The sequence below is a fragment of the Pararhizobium sp. O133 genome (genome assembly GCF_051669845.1).
GTDB lineage: Bacteria > Pseudomonadota > Alphaproteobacteria > Rhizobiales > Rhizobiaceae > Pararhizobium.
Genome location: NZ_CP196426.1, coordinates 431,596 through 448,760 on the forward strand (window position 1 = coordinate 431,596; position 17,165 = coordinate 448,760).

Annotated in this window: 15 protein-coding genes; 7 read left to right on the forward strand and 8 right to left on the reverse strand. The window is 62.1% G+C overall.

Annotated elements, in window-relative coordinates:
* The first annotated feature begins 26 nt into the window (after window positions 1–26).
* From ACST81_RS02045 to trxA, 4 genes are all read left to right on the forward strand, one after another.
* Entirely contained in the window at window positions 27–773 is a 747-nt protein-coding gene (locus tag ACST81_RS02045) for a nucleotidyltransferase family protein (protein WP_438751141.1), read from the forward strand.
* 4 nt (window positions 774–777) lie between these two features.
* Window positions 778–3,963 carry a double-strand break repair protein AddB gene (gene addB / locus ACST81_RS02050; RefSeq protein WP_438751142.1) on the forward strand — a complete coding sequence of 1,062 codons (3,186 nt, stop codon included), beginning with the start codon at window positions 778–780 and terminating at the stop codon, window positions 3,961–3,963.
* Complete coding sequence (gene addA / locus ACST81_RS02055; protein ID WP_438753331.1) at window positions 3,953–7,516, forward strand: double-strand break repair helicase AddA; 3,564 nt, start codon at window positions 3,953–3,955, stop codon at window positions 7,514–7,516. Before addB ends, addA begins: the two co-directional genes overlap by 11 nt.
* A gap of 89 nt (window positions 7,517–7,605) precedes the next feature.
* Complete coding sequence (gene trxA / locus ACST81_RS02060) at window positions 7,606–7,929, forward strand: thioredoxin (protein ID WP_438751143.1); 324 nt, start codon at window positions 7,606–7,608, stop codon at window positions 7,927–7,929.
* Window positions 7,930–7,995: 66 nt separating this feature from the next.
* On the opposite strand, the gene ACST81_RS02065 is transcribed toward trxA, so the two are convergent.
* The 5 genes from ACST81_RS02065 to ACST81_RS02085 form a co-directional block, all read right to left on the reverse strand.
* A complete protein-coding gene (locus ACST81_RS02065) occupies window positions 7,996–9,342 on the reverse strand; it encodes a bifunctional folylpolyglutamate synthase/dihydrofolate synthase (protein ID WP_438751144.1) in 1,347 nt (448 codons plus the stop codon).
* Window positions 9,343–9,543: 201 nt separating this feature from the next.
* The gene (accD, locus tag ACST81_RS02070; RefSeq protein ID WP_438751145.1) at window positions 9,544–10,464 is read right to left on the reverse strand and encodes an acetyl-CoA carboxylase, carboxyltransferase subunit beta; all 921 of its coding nucleotides are present in this window, start codon (window positions 10,462–10,464) and stop codon (window positions 9,544–9,546) included.
* Window positions 10,465–10,513: 49 nt separating this feature from the next.
* Window positions 10,514–11,353, reverse strand: a complete 840-nt coding sequence (trpA, locus tag ACST81_RS02075) for a tryptophan synthase subunit alpha (RefSeq protein WP_438751146.1) — start codon at window positions 11,351–11,353, stop codon at window positions 10,514–10,516.
* Window positions 11,354–11,357: 4 nt separating this feature from the next.
* Window positions 11,358–12,578, reverse strand: coding sequence for a tryptophan synthase subunit beta (gene trpB / locus ACST81_RS02080; protein ID WP_438751147.1), 1,221 nt, complete (start codon window positions 12,576–12,578; stop codon window positions 11,358–11,360).
* Entirely contained in the window at window positions 12,575–13,258 is a 684-nt protein-coding gene (locus ACST81_RS02085; RefSeq protein WP_438751149.1) for a phosphoribosylanthranilate isomerase, read from the reverse strand. Before ACST81_RS02085 ends, trpB begins: the two co-directional genes overlap by 4 nt.
* 127 nt (window positions 13,259–13,385) lie before the next feature.
* Here ACST81_RS02085 and ACST81_RS02090 point away from each other — a divergent pair, with 127 nt between their 5' ends.
* The 3 genes from ACST81_RS02090 to ACST81_RS02100 are packed head-to-tail and all read left to right on the forward strand — an operon-like array spanning window position 13,386 to window position 14,217.
* On the forward strand, window positions 13,386–13,601 hold the full coding sequence (locus ACST81_RS02090; RefSeq protein ID WP_438751150.1) for a ribbon-helix-helix protein, CopG family: 216 nt from the start codon (window positions 13,386–13,388) through the stop codon (window positions 13,599–13,601).
* Window positions 13,595–13,960: a type II toxin-antitoxin system VapC family toxin gene (locus tag ACST81_RS02095; RefSeq protein WP_438751151.1), complete on the forward strand. Its 366-nt coding sequence runs from the start codon at window positions 13,595–13,597 to the stop codon at window positions 13,958–13,960. Before ACST81_RS02090 ends, ACST81_RS02095 begins: the two co-directional genes overlap by 7 nt.
* Before the next feature lie 56 nt (window positions 13,961–14,016).
* Entirely contained in the window at window positions 14,017–14,217 is a 201-nt protein-coding gene (locus ACST81_RS02100) for a YqaE/Pmp3 family membrane protein (protein WP_438751152.1), read from the forward strand.
* A gap of 6 nt (window positions 14,218–14,223) precedes the next feature.
* Here ACST81_RS02100 and ACST81_RS02105 read toward each other — a convergent pair whose 3' ends face one another.
* From ACST81_RS02105 to phaZ, 3 genes are all read right to left on the reverse strand, one after another.
* Complete coding sequence (locus ACST81_RS02105; protein WP_438751153.1) at window positions 14,224–14,982, reverse strand: M48 family metallopeptidase; 759 nt, start codon at window positions 14,980–14,982, stop codon at window positions 14,224–14,226.
* A gap of 131 nt (window positions 14,983–15,113) precedes the next feature.
* Window positions 15,114–15,536 (reverse strand): DUF2852 domain-containing protein, encoded by a 423-nt coding sequence (locus tag ACST81_RS02110; RefSeq protein WP_438751154.1) that lies wholly within the window; start codon window positions 15,534–15,536, stop codon window positions 15,114–15,116.
* A gap of 146 nt (window positions 15,537–15,682) precedes the next feature.
* Entirely contained in the window at window positions 15,683–16,957 is a 1,275-nt protein-coding gene (phaZ, locus tag ACST81_RS02115) for a polyhydroxyalkanoate depolymerase (RefSeq protein ID WP_438751155.1), read from the reverse strand.
* Window positions 16,958–17,165 lie beyond the last annotated feature (208 nt).

Below are 17,165 nucleotides of genomic sequence, written 5' to 3' on the forward strand. Positions count from 1 at the left end.
AGATTTCATCGGATTCCGTGCTGCCCATGCCCACTCCCACAAGGTCCATCAAGAACGCCATGATGCTTGCCGCGGGGCTTGGCACCCGCCTGCGCCCGATCACCGATACCATGCCGAAGCCGCTGGTGCGGATCGCGGACAAGCCGATGGTCGACTACGTGCTGGACCTTCTTCAAGGTGCCGGCGTGGAAACCGCTGTGGTGAATGTCCATCACTTCGCCGACCAGATGGAAGCGCATCTTTCGGAACGGAAGAGCCCGAAGATCGTCATTTCCGACGAGCGGGCGGCCCTGATGAATTCCGGCGGTGGTCTTGCCAAGGGGCTGAAACTGCTGGACGACGGACCTGTTCTGGTCATGAACGCCGATCTCTTCTGGGTCGGCGAACAGAAGGATGTGCCTTCCAATCTGGCGCGTCTTGCTTCCTTCTTCGATGCGGACACCATGGACATGGCGCTGCTCTGCGTCCGCAACGAGGACACGACGGGGCATAACGGCAAGCTGGACTTCTCGCTGTCCGGGGACGGCCGGCTGTCACGCTACAAGGACGGCATGCCGAATCCGGTCGTTTATGCCGGCGCGATCGCCATGCACAGCCGGCTTTTCGCGGATGCGCCGCCGGATGCCTTCAACCTCAATATCTATTTCGACCGGGGGATCGCCAACAATCGGCTTTACGGGATTGTGCTCGACGGCCACTGGATGACCGTCGGCACGCCGGAGGCGATCGGCGAGGCGGAGGACACCATTCGCCGGCTGGGTAACGGGGCATGAGGTCGTGACAGACGCTGTCTCAAACGTCTTCACCATCCCGCCGGGTCTGCCTTTCCTGCGGACGCTGGTCGAGAAACTGTGTTCCGGCGCGCTCATTCCCGGCTTCCGCTACGATACGGCCGATCCGCTGTCGCTGGCAGGCGTCACCATCTTCGTGCCGACACGGCGATCGGCCCGCGTGCTGCGCTCGGAACTGGTCGATTGCCTGGGCGGGCGCTCGGCGATCCTGCCGATGATCCGCGCGCTCGGCGAAACCGATGACGATAGCGGCTTCTTCGATGCCGAAATTCCGGCGATCCTCGATCTCGCCCCGCCGCTGCCCAATGTCGCGCGACTGATCGAGCTTGGCCGGCTGGTCCTTGCCTGGCGCAACCAGCTGCCGAAAGCCGTGCTCGACGTGCATTCCGAAAGCCCGCTGATCGCGCCGGCGAGCCCCGCCGACGCAATCTGGCTGGCGCGCAATCTCTCCGACATCATTGATGCGATGGAGACGGAAGAGCTTGGCTGGGAAGCGCTGGAAAAGCTCGAGGACGGCGACCACGCGCTCTGGTGGCAGCTGACATCGGCGTTCCTCAAGATCGCCAGCACCTATTGGCCGGAACGGTTGGAGGAACTGAAGCAATCCTCGCCATCCCGCCACCGCAACGCCATTCTCGAGGCCGAGGCGCATCGCATCGCCGGCGGCAAGGTCAGCGGGCCGATCATCATCGCCGGTTCGACCGGTTCCATTCCCGCGACGGCCAAACTGATCGCCGCCGTGCAGAAACTCGAAAACGGAACCATCGTTCTCCCCGGTCTCGACCAGACGATGAGCGACGCCGAATGGGCGATGATCGCGCCGGAGGCGGTCACCGGCTTCGGCGATTCGGCCAGTCGCAGCCATCCGCAATACGGCTTCTTCCGCCTCCTGAAGACCATGGGCATTGCCCGTCACGAGGTCGTGGCCCTCGGCACCGGTGCTTTCGACCTCGCCTATCGCGCCGAACTGATCTCGCATGCACTGCTGCCGGTGCAGGCGACCAGCGGATGGACGAGCCTGCGCAACGATGTCGATCTCGCCCGGCTGACGGAGGCCTTTGCCGATGCCGCGCTGATCGAGATGGCCAACGAGCGCGAGGAAGCGACCGCGATCGCCATTGCGCTGAGACTCGCCCTGCAGGACAGCGAGGAGAGCCAGGCGGCGCTGATCACACCTGACCGCGATCTCGCCCGCCGGGTGGCGAGTGAACTCCTGCGTTTCGGCATCGAGGCCGACGATTCCGCCGGCACACCGCTGTCCGCGACCGGGCCTGGCAGCCTCGTGCGCCTCCTGCTCGAAGCCAGCCTTCGGCCGGGCGATCCCGTTGCGATCACCGCTCTTCTGAAGCACCCGCTCGCCCGCTTCGGACTCGACTCAGGCTCGATGAACCGGGCGGCAACGACGCTGGAACTGATGGCGCTTCGCGGCGGCACAGGCAGCGCCGACATATCCGAGCTGGAAGTGCTGCTTGACCAGGCGCTTCGCCGCGAGGTCGGCAAGAAACATTTGCCGGAATGGCGCGGCCAGTTTGATGAACAGGCGATCGAACAGGCGCGCGATCTCGCCCGGCGGATCGCCGCCGCGGTCGAGCCGCTGGCCGGCATGCTGGTGCGCCATCACCGGACCGGGCGCGGCCTCACCGCCGCGCTGACGCTGTCGGAATGGGCGGAGAAAACCGGGCTGGCCCTGGAGGCGGTGGCCGTGGACGAGAACAGCAGCCTAGCCGGGCTCTGGTCCGGTGAAGCCGGCGAAGCACTGGCGAACCTGCTGCGCGCCGTCATCGATACCGATGGTCAGCTGACCGCCGATGGACCGCAATGGAGCGATATCGTCGAAGCGCTGTCGGCCAGCGAGGCGATCAAGCCGCGCGCCATGCGCCATCCGCGCGTGTTCATCTTTGGTGCGCTGGAATCGCGACTACAGAGCGTCGATCTCGTCGTTCTCGGTGGTTTGAACGAAGGAACCTGGCCGGGACAATCGGCCAACGATCCCTTCCTGTCGCGGGCCATGAAGACGACCATGGGGCTCGAGCCGCCCGAACGGCGCATCGGCCAGCTTGCCCATGACTTCCAGATGGCCTGCGGCACCCGCCGGCTGATTCTCACCCGCGCCATGCGCAAGGGCGCGACGCCGACCGTCGCCTCCCGCTGGCTGCAGCGCTTGCTTGCCGTCGGCGGCAATGATTTTGCTGCCCGCCTGCGCGACAACGGTCGGGATTACCAGTTATGGGCGGGCATGCTGGACCTTGGCGTCAATCAATCTCTTGCCAAGCGGCCAGAGCCGAAACCGCCTGCCGAGCAGCAGCCACGCAGCTATTCCTTCAGCGAGGTGACCCGGCTGCGGCGCGACCCCTATGCCGTCTACGCCCGCCGAATCCTGCGGCTGCAGCCGATCGACCCATTCAACCGCGATCCGGGGGCGGCCGAGCGCGGCACGCTCTATCACAAGATCGTCGAGCGCTTCGTGCGCGCCGGGCTGGATGCGAGTTCACCGCAGGCACAGACGGAAATGAGCCGGATTCTCAACGAAGCCTTCGACGAGCAGGCCCTGCCCGCCCATATCGATATCGTCTGGCGCCCGCGCTTCGCCGCCGTCGGCAAGGCCTTCATCGACTGGGAGGCTGGCCGGCAGCAGGACGTGCGCAAGAGTTTCACCGAACTCTATGCGTCGATGGAGCTTGGCGTTTCCGATATCAAGCTGACCGGGATTGCCGACCGGATCGATATCCTTGGCGACGGCAGCGCCGTGATCGTCGATTACAAGACCGGATCGAGCCCTTCGGTCAACGAGGCCCGCGCCCTTCTCGATCCGCAGCTGGCGCTCGAGGCCGCCGCCCTGAAGGCTGGTGCCTTTGAAAGGGCCGGTACCCGGCATCCGTTATCCCTGCTCTATGTCAGGCTGAAACCCGGCGAACGATTTGCGGTCCAAGAGGTCAACAACGAACATGCCAAGGCCCGCGCCAATGTCGAAACCAAATCGGCCGACCAGCTGGCCGAGGATTCACTGAAGGAACTAACCGGCCTTCTCGCCGCCCTGATGAGCGGGAAATACGGCTTTGCCTCGCGGCTGATCGTCCAGAAGGAACGGGATTACGGCGGCGAGTACGACCATCTCGCCCGGGTTGCCGAATGGGCAACGGCGGATGGGGAGGACGATGCCAATGAGGGATGACGATTTCGGCCCCCTCGACCCCACGCCTGAAGGCTGGCTGGACTGGACCTCGGCCAAGCAGGCGCTGGCGTCCGATCCCGCCCGTTCGGCTTGGGTGTCGGCCAATGCCGGTTCCGGCAAGACCCATGTCCTCACCCAGCGCGTCATTCGGCTTCTGCTGTCCGGCTGCCGTCCGTCGGCGATCCTGTGCCTCACCTACACGAAGGCGGCGGCGTCTGAAATGTCGAACCGCGTCTTCGAGCGCCTGGCCGAATGGGTGACGCTCGATGACGACACGCTCGATGACCGCATCGCCGCGATCGAGGGGCAGCGGCCTGATCTTCTCAAGCGGCAGGAAGCACGGCGTCTGTTTGCCCGCGCATTGGAAACGCCGGGCGGGCTGAAAATCCAGACGATCCACGCCTTCTGCGAGGCTCTGCTGCATCAGTTTCCGCTGGAGGCCAATGTCGCCGGCCATTTCTCCGTTCTGGATGACCGGGCATCCGCGACGCTTCTCGCCGACGCCCGCCGCGCGCTCCTCACGGCGACCGCGAGCGAGGACGACCGCGAACTCACCGAAGCCTTCGCCACCGTGCTCGATCTCGCCGACGACACGGGACTTGAAAAATTGCTGTCGGCAATCGTCGAGCAGCGCACCCCGATCCAGCTCTTTCTTGATGACGCGGCGCGCAAGGGCGGCATCGATCCCGCCTTGCGGGCAGCACTCGGTCTGCGGCCGGACGAGACGCACGAAACATCATTAGCCGGATTCTGGCCTTTGCCAGGACTGAACGGTGCGGGTCTGGAGCGCTATATCGGTGTGGCACTTTCGGCCGGTGGTGTGAAAGTCACCGAATTCGCCGAGGGCCTGCGGGTCGTCGCCAAGCTCCACGATCCGTTGCAGCGTTACAATGCACTGGTCGATCTCTTCTTCACCGGGACCGGAAAGCCGCGTGCCGATTCTGCCTTTCTCTCCAAGTCGATGCGCGACAAGGCGCCGGATCTGGAGGATCTGGTCTTTGCCGCCCGCGATCACATGATCGCCGCCACCGACCGACTCAACGTGATTGCCATGTTCGAGGCGACGAAGGCCGCGCTGGTGCTCGCCGACCGGTTGAACAGCGATTACGAGGACATCAAAAAAAGCCGCAGCCAGCTGGATTTCGACGACCTGATCAACCGAACGGCGACGCTCCTGGTGCGCGGCGATGTCAGCCGCTGGATCCATTACAAGCTCGACCAGGGCATCGACCACATCCTCGTCGACGAGGCGCAGGATACCAGTCCGGTCCAATGGACCATCATCCAGTCGCTGGCGGAGGATTTCTTTTCCGGCGAAACCGCACGTGGCGGCAACCGCACCATGTTTGCCGTCGGCGACGAGAAGCAGTCGATCTATTCCTTCCAGGGTGCCCGGCCGGAGCGCTTTTCCAACGAGAGCATCGAGACCGAGCGGCGGGTGATCAATGGCGGCAAGGCCTTCAGCCCGATCCGCCTGCAATTGTCCTTCCGCTCGACGGAAGACGTGCTTTCCGCCGTCGATACCGTGTTCGAAAACCCCGTCCACGCCAAGGGCCTGAGCGCCCGCAGCGACGCCGTCGTTCATGCCTCCAACCGTATCGGCCATCCCGGCCTGGTCGAGGTATGGGATGCGATCGCGCCGGCAGACAGCATTCACGAGGATGACTGGACGGCACCTTTCGACGCCACGCCCGAGGATGCGCCGGCCAACATTCTCGCCCAGCGAATCGCCGCCGTGCTCGCCGACTGGATCGGCCGGGAAACCGTGATTGAAAAAGGCGTCCGGCGGCCAATGCAGCCGGGCGATGTCATCGTGCTGGTGCGTAAGCGCGATGCCTTCGTCAATGCCCTGACACGGGCGCTGAAAACCCGCCGCAACATTCCCGTCGCCGGCGCCGACCGGCTGGTGCTGACCAACCATATCGCCGTGCAGGACCTGATGGCGCTCGGCCGCTTCGTTCTCCTGCCGCAGGACGACCTGTCGCTCGCTGCCCTGCTGAAGAGCCCGCTGTTCAATCTCTGCGAAGACGACATTGCCGAACTGGCGGCGGGGCGTCCCGCCTCGGTCAGCCTGTGGCAGCGCCTGAACGAACTCGGCAGCGAAGAGACAAGCCGCTACTATCCGGCGCTCGCCGGGCTGCAGCGTTACCGCGCCGTGTCGCGCACGTTGCCAGTGCATGATTTCTATGCCGGCATCCTTGGCCATGACGGCGGCCGCGCGGCTTTTCTCGGCCGGCTCGGCAGCGAGGTCAGCGACATCCTCGACGAGTTCCTGACCTTCGCGCTCGACCATGAAAAGAACGGGCTTCCCGGCCTGCAGGCCTTCATTTCAGGTCTTGAAATGGAAGCGCCGACCGTCAAGCGCGAGCAGGACAAGGAACGCAACGAAGTCCGCATCATGACCGTCCATGCGGCCAAGGGCCTGGAAGCACCTGTCGTCTTCCTAGTCGATGGTGGCGGCAAGGCCTTCAATTCGCAGCACGTGTCCGGCCTGCGCATGATCCGGAAGGACGACCATCATGACACGATCCCGCTGCCGGTCTGGCGACCACCGGGTGCAGCGTCCAACGCGCTGATCGACGCGGATACCGCCGAGCTCAAGACCGCGGCCGAGGAAGAATATCGCCGCCTGCTCTATGTCGGCATGACACGGGCCGCCGACCGGCTGATCGTCTGCGGCTATCAGGGCAAACGCGCCAATCCCGAAAGCTGGCACGCCATGGTGACCGCGAGCCTGTCGGTCGATGAGCGCGGCCGCAGCACGCCGGTGACCTTTGCGACCAGCGACCAGGAATGGACGGGCTATCGATGGCAGGTTTCCGCCGTGAGCCGCGACTTGAAAACGCAGGAAATCAAGGAAGAGGCCAATATCCACCGCCCGGACCTGCCCTCCGCCCTTTCGATCCCCCTGCCGCCGCAACGTCATCTGCCGCGCCCGCTCAGCCCGTCGGGGGCGGGCGTCATCATCGACGAGGACGAGACCGGCGGCATCGTCGGCTCGGCATTGTTTTCCCGAAAAGCCGGCCCCGGTACATCGCTGCTGCGCGGCGCGATCCTGCATCGCTTCCTGCAAGTCCTGCCATCGATCGCACCGGAGGAGCGCCGTGCTGCCGCCGAGCGTTACCTGATCCGGTCCGTGCCGCGCTGGCCGGAAGCGGAACGGCAGGCGCTGATCACCTCGGTGCTGAACGTCATGGGCCACGGCGATCTCCGTGACCTGTTCTCCGAGACGAGCCGCGCGGAGGTCTCGGTGATGGGCACGCTGACGCTTGGAAAGCGGGACTTTGCCGTCTCGGGGCGGATCGACCGGCTGGCCGTATCAGGCAACACGGTGGTCATCGCCGACTTCAAGACAAACCGCGAAATCCCCGCCTCGGTCGCGGACGTTCCCTTCGTCTACCGGGCGCAGCTCGCCATTTACCGCGCACTGCTGGCACCACTTTATCCCGATCACCAGTTTCAATGCGTGCTGATCTACACCGAAGGCCCGACCGTTCTGACATTGCCGCGGGAGATGCTCGACGCAAGTCTTGTAGACCTCGCGACAAAGTGAGATAGGAAAACATTGAAAAGCTGACGCTCAGCCATCACATGATGGACAACCGTTCGAAGAACGCCGATTTCGAAACCAAGGAGCAGCCTATGGCTACCGTAAAAGTCGATACTTCCAATTTTCAGGACGAAGTCCTGAATGCCGTCGAGCCCGTCATCGTCGATTTCTGGGCCGAATGGTGCGGCCCGTGCAAGATGATCGCTCCGAGCCTGGAAGAAATTTCCATTGAAATGGCCGGCAAGGTCAAGGTCGCCAAGGTCAACATCGACGAGAACCCGGAAATCGCCGCCCAGTATGGCGTGCGCTCGATCCCGACGCTTGCCATGTTCAAGGCCGGCGAAGTGGCCGACATCAAGGTTGGCGCCGCGCCGAAGACGGCCCTGACGACCTGGATTTCCAACGCAGCCGCGTAAATCAGTTTGCAGGTAACATGAAAAAAGCCCGGGAAACCGGGCTTTTTGTTGCATAATAAAAGTCCGTTATTTCGGCGGCGTGCCGTTATCCGCCAGGACGTCGCCGACCAGATAGAGCGATCCGCCGATCAGGATTCGCGGCGGCACCGGCTCGTTGACGAAAATTTCGGCGATCATGCCAAGCGCTTCGGCGACGGTGGAGACCGCGGCGGTTTCGAACCCCGCCGATGCCGCATCATCGGCCAGCGCCACGGCATCGATCCCGGCATCCGATGCGCGGATCGGCACGGTGAAGACCTGTTCGGCCAGCCCCTTGAACGCGTTGAAATAACCGATCGGATCCTTGGTGTTGATCATGCCGATGATCAGGATCAGCGGGCGCGGATCGCGCTCTTCCAGATTGGCCATGGTTTCGGCGATCACCTGTCCGGCGCCCGGATTGTGGCCGCCATCGACCCAGATTTCCGCGCCCTTCGGCCCGAGCGTTGCCAGCTTGCCCTCGGTCAGCCGCTGGAGCCGGCCCGGCCATTCGACATTGACGAGACCCGTCTCGATGGCGCCGTCCGTCAGGTCGAAACCGGCCGCCTTGACCGCACGGATGGCGGCAGCGGCATTGCCGTATTGATGACGCCCCGGCAGACGCGGCAGCGGCAGGTCTGCAAGGCCGAACTCGTCCTGATAGACCAGCCGCCCGAATTCCTCATGTGCCATGAAATCCTGCCCATAGATGGTCAGCGGGCAGGCCAAGCGTTCGGCGATGGAGATGAGGACATCCCGCGCCGCATCTTCTTCCTGGTGGCCGATCACGACCGGGCAGCCGTGCTTCATGATCCCTGCTTTTTCGGCGGCGATCAGTTCCACCCTATCGCCGAGATAGGCCTGATGATCGAGCGAGATCGGCATAATGACGGAGACGGCCGGTGTCTTGATGACATTGGTCGCATCGAAGCGGCCGCCGAGACCGACCTCGATGATCGCCACATCGGCCGGATGCTCGGCAAACAGCACGAAGGTAACGGCGGTCAGGATTTCAAAGACGGTGATCTTCTCGCCCGCATTGGCTTCCGCCACCCGCCGCACGGCATCCGCCAGGACCGCGTCGCCCACCAATGCTCCACGGCCACCCTTCTTACCGAGACGGTAGCGCTCATGCCAGTTGACGAGATGTGGCGAGGTATGGACGTGAACACTGAGGCCGGACGCTTCGAGGATCGCGCGGGAAAATGCGGTGACGGAACCCTTGCCGTTGGTGCCGGCCACATGGATGACGGGTGGCAGCCGCTCCTGAGGATTGCCGAGACGATCCAGAAGCCGGGTGATCCGGTCGAGCGAGAGATCGAAACCCTTGGGATGAAGCGCCAGGAGCTTGTCGATCTCCTGTCCCGCCTCGGTGACGTTGATTGTCGACATCATCGCTCCTGCAAGCCACTACAGCGCCGCGCGTCAAACATGACGCGCAAAGGTCGCTGTAATACTTTAAAGATGCTGCATAATTTTATCCTTAAATCGATTCCGATTTAAGGAATTATGCAGTGGTCAAACGCCCATCGGGCGGCCCGGGAGCGCTCCTGTCTCGAACGGCACCCCGTCTGAACGAACGGGGTGCGGATAGTTTCAGATACTGGCTGCAGCCGCGAGCGGAATAGCTGCGGTTGCCGTTGCCCCATTGAGCTTGGCGGCGCTGACCGGTTTCTTCATCAGGATTTTCAGGACGCGGGCCAGCGTATCGGGAATGTCGTGACGCTTCACGACCATGTCGACCATGCCGTGTTCCATCAGGTATTCCGACGTCTGGAAGCCTTCCGGCAGCTTTTCGCGGATGGTCTGCTCGATGACGCGCTTGCCGGCGAAGCAGATTTCAGCACCAGGCTCGGCCAGATGCAGATCGCCCAGCATGGCGTAGGAGGCCGTGACGCCGCCGGTGGTCGGGTTGGTGAGGACGACGACATAGGGAAGACCGGCTTCCTTGAGCATCTGCACCGCGACCGTCGTGCGCGGCAGCTGCATCAGCGACAGGATGCCTTCTTGCATGCGGGCGCCGCCCGAAGCCGGGAAGATGACCAGCGGGCACTTTTCCGCAATCGCCTTTTCGAAGGCCTTGATGATCGCCTCACCGGCGGCAATGCCGAGCGAACCGCCCATGAAATTGAACTCGTGAACGACGCCGACCAGCTTGACGCCACGGCAACGGCCCAGACCGGCAACGATCGTGTCTTCCAGGTCGGTCTTTGCCCGGCTGTCGCGCAGGCGGTCGACATATTTCTTGGAATCGCGAAACTTCAGCGGGTCCTGCGCCACCTTCGGCTGCGGCAGAGCCTCGTAGACGCCGTCATCGAACAGGTCCTTCAACCGCGCCTTGGCCGGCATCTTCATATGGAAGCCGGATGCGGGAATGACCCATTTGTTTTCTTCGAGATCGCGATGAAACACCATCTCGCCGGTTTCCGGGCACTTGATCCAGAGATTATCCGGAACTTCCCGGCGGCCGAGCATCGAGTTGATCTTCGGGCGAACGTAATTGGTGATCCAGTTCAAATCCAAACTCCTGAATGTCTAGGACCGCTCTGCCCTATAAAATGGGCAATTATTCGGCCGCAACAAGTCTTGCGGAACGAACACCGGCGGAAAGGGCGCGAACCAGCGTTTCCACGCCCGGCACCGTCGCCCCGGTCGACTGGCCGTCTTCCGTCAGGCTGGACGCTACCTGATTGACGATGGCGGTGCCGACGACGACACCATCGGCGGATGCACCGATGGCTTTTGCATGGTCCGCGGTCTTGACGCCGAAGCCGACGCAGACCGGAAGTTTCGTGTGATCCTTGATGCGCTGCACGGCGCCGCCGATAAGGCTGGGATCGGGAAGCGCCGATCCGGTAATGCCGTTCATCGAGACATAATAGACGAAACCGGAGGTATTTTCGAGCACCTTCGGCAAACGCTTGTTATCCGTGGTCGGTGTCGCCAGCCGGATGAAGTTGACGTCCTTCTTCAAGGCCGGAATGCACAGTTCATCATCCATTTCCGGCGGCAGATCGACGACGATCAGGCCGTCAATACCGGAAGACAGTGCGTCATCGAGAAACCGCTCAACGCCGTAGATGTAGATCGGATTGTAGTAGCCCATCAGCACGATTGGCGTGTCCTGATCGTCTTCGCGGAAACGGCGGGCAATTTCGAGCGTCTTGGCCAATGTCTGGCCGCCCTTCAGCGCCCGCTGACCGGCCAGCTGGATGGCCGGTCCGTCGGCCATCGGGTCTGAAAACGGCATGCCGAGTTCGATCACGTCGGATCCCGCCTTCGGCAACGCCTTCATGATGGCGACCGAAGTTTCGAAATCCGGGTCTCCGCCCATGAAATAGGTGACAAGCGCCGGGCGGCCTTCGACGGCCAGATCGGCAAATCGTTTGTCCATGCGTGCGGTCATGCTCTTAAAGCTCCATACCGAGAATCTTGCCGACCGTGAAAATGTCCTTGTCGCCGCGGCCGGACAGGTTCATCAGGATGATCTCGTCCTTGCCCATCTTTGGCGCGCGCTTGATCACTTCGGCAATACCATGCGCCGCCTCGAGCGCCGGAATGATGCCTTCGAGACGGGTGAGCGTCTGGAAGGCTTCCAGCGCTTCATGGTCCATGATCGGCACATATTCGACACGGCCGATATCGGCGAGCCAGGAATGTTCAGGGCCGATGCCGGGATAATCGAGGCCGGCCGAAATCGAATGGCCTTCCTTGATCTGGCCGTCGCCATCCTGCAGCAGGTAGGTGCGGTTGCCATGCAGGACGCCCGGCGTTCCGGCGGTGATCGAGGCGCAATGTTCCTCGCCGTCTAGGCCCCTGCCGCCGGCCTCGACGCCGACGATCTTCACCGATTCATCGTCGAGGAACGGATGGAAGATGCCGATCGCATTCGATCCGCCGCCGACAGCAGCGATAACCAGATCCGGCAGGCGGCCTTCGGCCTCCAGCATCTGCTGCTTCGCCTCGGTGCCGATCACCGCCTGGAAGTCGCGCACCATTTCCGGATACGGGTGCGGACCGGCTGCGGTGCCGATCAGGTAATAGGTGTCGTCGACATTGGTGACCCAGTCGCGAAGGGCTTCGTTCATCGCGTCCTTCAGCGTGCCGGAGCCCGCCGTCACCGGCTTCACTTCAGCGCCCAGCAGCTTCATGCGGAACACGTTCGGCGCCTGGCGCTGGACGTCGGTGGCGCCCATGTAGACGACGCAGGGAAGGCCGAAGCGGGCGGCGACGGTTGCTGAGGCAACGCCATGCTGGCCGGCACCGGTCTCGGCGATGATGCGGGTCTTGCCCATGCGCTTGGCGAGCAGAATCTGGCCGATGCAATTGTTGATCTTGTGCGAACCGGTATGGTTCAGCTCTTCGCGCTTGAAATAAATCTTGGCGCCGCCGAGATGCTCGGTCAGGCGTTCGGCGAAATAAAGCGGGCTCGGGCGGCCGATATAGTGCGCACCGAGATCCTTGAGTTCCGCCTGGAATTCCGGATCGGTCTTGGCCTTGTTCCACTCGTCCTGCAGATCGAGGATCAGTGGCATCAGGGTTTCGGCGACGAAGCGGCCGCCGAAAATGCCGAAACGGCCGTCTTCGTCGGGACCCGTCTTGAACGAATTCGGGGTTGGTGTCTCGTTCACGTGCTTCTCCCTGCCAATACCGTCTCTGCCATGTCCGCTTCGGCGCGGGCAATGGCATCGAAGAATTCTTCCATGCGCTTCAGATCCTTGACGCCCGGTGCGCTTTCGACGCCGGACGAGGTATCGACCGCCTTGGCGCCCGTCAGCGCCAGCGCCTCACCGACATTATCGGCATTCAAGCCACCGGAAAGCATGTAATCCACGCTGTCGTCAAGCGTATCGAGCAGCCGCCAGTCGAAAGACACGCCGTTGCCGCCCGGCAGTTCCGAGCCCTTCGGTGGCTTGGCGTCGAACAGGAACCGGTCGGCAATGCCGATATAGGGCTCGATCCGGCGCAGGTCGTCGGCATCGCGGATCGACAGGGCCTTGATCACCGGCAGGCCATAGACCGCCTTGACGGTCAGGACCCGCTCCGGGCTCTCATTGCCATGCAGCTGCAGCATGTCGGGAGACAGCGCCGAGACGATCTCGTCGAGCACATCGCTATCGGCATCGACGGTCACCGCAACGATCTTCGCCCTGCCGCGAATACGCTCGGCCAACCGTCCGGCGTCGTCAGGCTCGATATTGCGGGGGCTTTTCGGAAAGAAGATGAAGCCCGTATGGCTCGCACCCAGCGCAACCGCCTTGTCGACAGCCTCGGCGGTCTTCAATCCGCAAATTTTGACTTCCGTTTTCATGCACAGCGACCTGCCACGAAACGTCGTCCGAGTCGAGCTTAAAACCGACAGAAGCGGGCTTTCGGGAATGGCGCGTGACAAGGGAGGAAACAAATGATATCATATATCGATATATAATAGGTGTGCCATGAGAACGCTAATCGACATCACCAAATTGCAGGTACAGTCTCTGGAGGATATCGCAAAGGCTGAAAACCTGTCTCGTGCTGCGATTATCCGGGCGGCGATCGACGAGTATATCATGCGCCGTCACAGAAAAGAGAGTGACGAAGCTTTTGGACTCTGGAGTGGCAGCGGCATCGACGGACTGGCCTTTCAGGAGAAAGTCCGGGACGAATGGTGAAGGCTTTATTCGATACCAACATCCTGATTGACTACCTGAATAGTATTCCGCAGGCGCGTCATGAACTCGCTCTTTATGAGGAACGCGCCATCAGCATCATTTCGTGGATGGAAGTCATGGCCGGCGCCAGTGAGGATGTTCAAGCTCCGACGCGGGCGTTCCTCGCAAGCTTCATTCTGATTGAACTCTCGCCAGCGATTGCAGACCTCGCAGTCATTCTGCGACGGAAACGACGCATCAAGCTGCCTGACGCCATTATCGAAGCTTCCGCAGAAGCCCACCACATGTTGTTGGTCACGCGAAACACGAAAGATTTCGGGCTCGGTTCCCCTTCCGTCCGCATCCCGTACACGCTCTGAACAATTGTACTGCCAGGGCGACTTCCTATATCGGGGAGACAAACACGGAGACGTCCATGCGCCTGATACTCGCCATCATCCTGCCCTGGCTGCAGTTTTTTACCATCGGCCGCCCGATCGCCGGGATCATCTGCCTGATCCTGCAAGTCACGCTGATCGGCTGGATACCGGCGGCGCTCTGGTCGGTCTATGCGCTCAGCCAGTACAAGACGGACGAAAAGATCCGCGAAGCACTGGGCAACCAGTATCGGCGCTGATTTCGATCAGTCGAAATCGATGGCGTGCAGCATGGTGCCGTTGCGCTTCAGCCAGCGCTTGGCATCGTCCATGGCCGGGCAGAGTTCCTCGCAGAGATCCCAGAAATCCGGGCCGTGGTTCATCTCGCGCAGATGCGCCACTTCATGGGCGGCGAGATAGTCGATCACCTTGGGGGGCGCCATGACGATGCGCCAGGAAAAGCTCAGGGCGCCGTCGGCCGCACAGGATCCCCAGCGGCTGCGGGTATCCTTGAAACTCAATGACTTGACTTTGCGGCCGACCTTTCGGGCATGAAAAGCCACCAGCCGCTCCAGATCCGCGCGGGCCTCCTTTTTCAGGAAATCCGCGATGCGCCGGCGCAGGTGTTCCTCGGCGCCGCTGACGCGCAGCACGGCTTCGTCATCGATGACGACCGCTTCCGTCAGGCCCCGTAGTTTTCCCGTCCGCTCGATCCGGTGCGCGACGCCGCGCAGAAGGATCGTTCCACCCTCCTCCAGCACGCTCTCGCCGGAAAACCGGGCAAGCTTGGTCATCAGCCAGCCCTGATGGCGATCGAGAAAGGCATTGATCTCGCGCTCGGGCAATCCGGCCGGAATGGTCATTTTCAAGGCCCGGCCGCCGGGCTCGATGCGCAGCGTCATCCGGGTCGCCCGCGCATTCTGGCGAATGGTCAGCGGCATCACCTTTCCGGCGACGTCGATCGTCCGCGTCACCGGCGGTGGCGGCGATTTGGGCTGACGCGGCTTTCGAAGCAGGGAGAACATGAGGACTTGATAACCGATTCGTTTGAAGAACGCATGATCCGCAAGGCTTTGCGGTCGGACCATCAAAAAGAAAAACCGGCATCGCGAGGATACCGGTTCTTGTTGTCAGGCTGATCCGGGCGATCAGCTAATCAATTGGCCGGAAAGCCCGGGACCGAACCGCCGGAATTGCGATCGCGCATGAAGCGGTCGAAATCTTCCTGGTCCTTGGCACGGCGAAGCTCGCGGACATATTCGTCGAACTGCTCGCGCATTTCGTCGAGCTTGCGGCGTTCCTCGTCCAGACGGGCGAGTTCGGCATCGCGCCAGTCGTCGAAGGCGACATTGCCGGTGCCGAAGCTTGAGCGGCCAAAGCCGTGGCTCTTGCGCTTGAAGGACGAGCAGAAGCCGTCAACGGTAGCGTTGGCGTCCTTCTTGAAACCCTTCAGCCGTTCGCCGAACAGGATATAGGCCAGCATGGCCAGGCCGAGCGGCCAGAAAACCACAAAACCGAGCACCATCATGGCAATGGTCGCGGGCGTCCAGTCAGGACGGATCAATGCAGATTGGTTCATGTTGAGAAGTCCTCGTTCAAAGTGGGCCTCTCCTTTGGGCCCGCTTATTACGAGATGGGAAGAGGCCTGCCGGTCTGCAAGACAATTATCTGCAAATTCCGGCAAGCCACTGATATCGATCGATGAAATCGATAGTTGTCAGGTCGTCAGGCGGACTTGCCGCCCTTGATCACCCGGCGAACCGGCTTGGCGCTGCGGGCATGCTGGCGATGGAAGGCGAGGATGCGCGGGGCGATTTCGCGGCGGAAACGCGATCCGTTGAACACCCCGTAATGGCCGACATCCGGCTGCATGTAGTGCAGGCGCATGTTGTCGGGGATGTTGGTGCAGATCGTCTGCGCCGCCTTTGTCTGGCCGACGCCGGAAATATCGTCGTTCTCGCCTTCGACCGTCAGCAGCGCCACCTTGCGGATCGCTGTCGTATCCACCTTCTGGCCGCGATGCATCATCTCGCCCTTCGGCAGCGCGTGTTTCATGAACACGACTTCGACCGTCTGCAGGTAAAATTCCGCCGTCAGGTCCATCACCGCCATATATTCATCATAGAAATCGCGGTGCTTTTCGGCGGCATCGCCATCGTTCTTGACGAGATGCTCGAAGAAATCCTTCGTCGCCGTCAGGTGGCGGTCGAGGTTCATCGACATGAAACCGGAAAGCTGCAGGAAGCCCGGATAGACCGGACGCATGAAGCCGGCCTGCGGAAACGGCACCGGCATGACGACATTGTCGCGGAACCATTCGAGCGGCTTGTCCTTGGCGAGCTGGTTGACCGCCGTCGGATTGATCCGCGTGTCGATCGGTCCGCCCATCAGCGTCATGGAGGACGGCGACAACGGATCGTCATTGGCCTCCATGATGGCGACGGCGGCCAGGACCGGAACGGCCGGCTGACAGACGGCGATCACATGCGTGTCGGGGCCGAGGAAATGCAGCATGTTGATGACATAATCGATGTAATCGTCAAGATCGAACGTGCCCTCGGTCAGCGGCACGGTGCGCGCGTCGATCCAGTCGGTGATATAGATATCCGACTGCGGCATCAGCGCCTCGACAGTGCCACGCAGGAGCGTCGCATAATGCCCGGACATCGGCGCGACGATCAGCACCTTCGGATCGGCGGCCCGGCTTTTCGGCACTGCGCGCTCGAAATGGATGAGATTGCAGAAGGGCGATCGCCAGACAATCCGCTCCTGGACCGGCACGGCGACGCCATCGACCAGCGTCTCGGGCAGGCCGAATTCCGGCTTGCCGTAGCGGCGCGTGGTGCGCTCGAAAACTTCGAGGCCGGCAGCAGCCGCGCGACCCATATAGGTGTGCGCGATGGGATTGAGCGGATTGGCGTAGGCAAGCCGCATGGCATCGGCCGCTGCACGCCACGGCGCCATCATCGCATGATTGAATTCGTATAGCTGGTAGAACATCGGAAGCGCTCTCCTTGTTACCCTAGACGACAACGCCGCTCCCACCGGACGCAACACTGCTCTCTTGTTCTTTCCCGCAGCCGCCGGACACTAGCAGTTTTCTTGTGCAACGCAATAAATATGCCGCATGTCCGGCTTGGCAAGGGGCCTGCCGGCATCCCGCCCAGGAAGGGTTTGATACTAGGTAAAGGCGCTTGCCCGAGGCTGC

Coding starts and splice junctions, on each gene's coding strand:
- ACST81_RS02045 (WP_438751141.1), top strand. CDS start 27: ATGCCCACTCCCACAAGGTCCATCAAGAACGCCATGATGCTTGCCGCG.
- addA (WP_438753331.1), top strand. CDS start 3,953: ATGAGGGATGACGATTTCGGCCCCCTCGACCCCACGCCTGAAGGCTGG.
- trxA (WP_438751143.1), top strand. CDS start 7,606: ATGGCTACCGTAAAAGTCGATACTTCCAATTTTCAGGACGAAGTCCTG.
- ACST81_RS02065 (WP_438751144.1), bottom strand. CDS start 9,342: ATGATGTCGACAATCAACGTCACCGAGGCGGGACAGGAGATCGACAAG.
- trpA (WP_438751146.1), bottom strand. CDS start 11,353: ATGACCGCACGCATGGACAAACGATTTGCCGATCTGGCCGTCGAAGGC.
- ACST81_RS02085 (WP_438751149.1), bottom strand. CDS start 13,258: ATGAAAACGGAAGTCAAAATTTGCGGATTGAAGACCGCCGAGGCTGTC.
- ACST81_RS02090 (WP_438751150.1), top strand. CDS start 13,386: ATGAGAACGCTAATCGACATCACCAAATTGCAGGTACAGTCTCTGGAG.
- ACST81_RS02095 (WP_438751151.1), top strand. CDS start 13,595: ATGGTGAAGGCTTTATTCGATACCAACATCCTGATTGACTACCTGAAT.
- ACST81_RS02100 (WP_438751152.1), top strand. CDS start 14,017: ATGCGCCTGATACTCGCCATCATCCTGCCCTGGCTGCAGTTTTTTACC.
- ACST81_RS02105 (WP_438751153.1), bottom strand. CDS start 14,982: ATGTTCTCCCTGCTTCGAAAGCCGCGTCAGCCCAAATCGCCGCCACCG.
- ACST81_RS02110 (WP_438751154.1), bottom strand. CDS start 15,536: ATGAACCAATCTGCATTGATCCGTCCTGACTGGACGCCCGCGACCATT.
- phaZ (WP_438751155.1), bottom strand. CDS start 16,957: ATGTTCTACCAGCTATACGAATTCAATCATGCGATGATGGCGCCGTGG.